The sequence below is a fragment of the Elizabethkingia argenteiflava genome (genome assembly GCF_009904105.1).
GTDB classification, from domain to species: Bacteria; Bacteroidota; Bacteroidia; order Flavobacteriales; family Weeksellaceae; genus Elizabethkingia; species Elizabethkingia argenteiflava.
The window spans coordinates 1-316 of sequence record NZ_JAAABJ010000604.1; the positions used below are offsets into that span (position 1 = coordinate 1).

Here is a 316-nt window from a genome sequence, read left to right on the forward strand (position 1 = left end):
GTTGTTAAAAGATTAATTATTACTTAGAGCCTGTTTAAAAATAAGCGAAAAAAAATAATAAGGGCATCTAAAAGAAGTTTAGTGTTAAGTTCTTTGAAGTGATAAAACTTTAAAAACATGTACTTAACCGACTTATCAGATGCCCATTGGAAATATATAAAAAAACGTTACAACTTGATGATAGAAAAATAAAACATAATCTACGGATTATTTGGAACAGTATTCTTTACCTTGTTAAAACAGGTTGTCAATGGCGTATGCTTCCCCAAGATTTCCCCAAGTGGCAACTGGTGTACTATTAGCAGATATGGGGCAA

General features: G+C 31.3%; 1 protein-coding gene. It reads left to right on the forward strand.

All coding sequences use genetic code 11. The features are described 5' to 3' along the window. Positions 1-146: 146 nt before the first annotated feature. A complete protein-coding gene (locus tag GNY06_RS10170) occupies positions 147-302 on the forward strand; it encodes a transposase (protein WP_212995107.1) in 156 nt (51 codons plus the stop codon). Positions 303-316 lie beyond the last annotated feature (14 nt).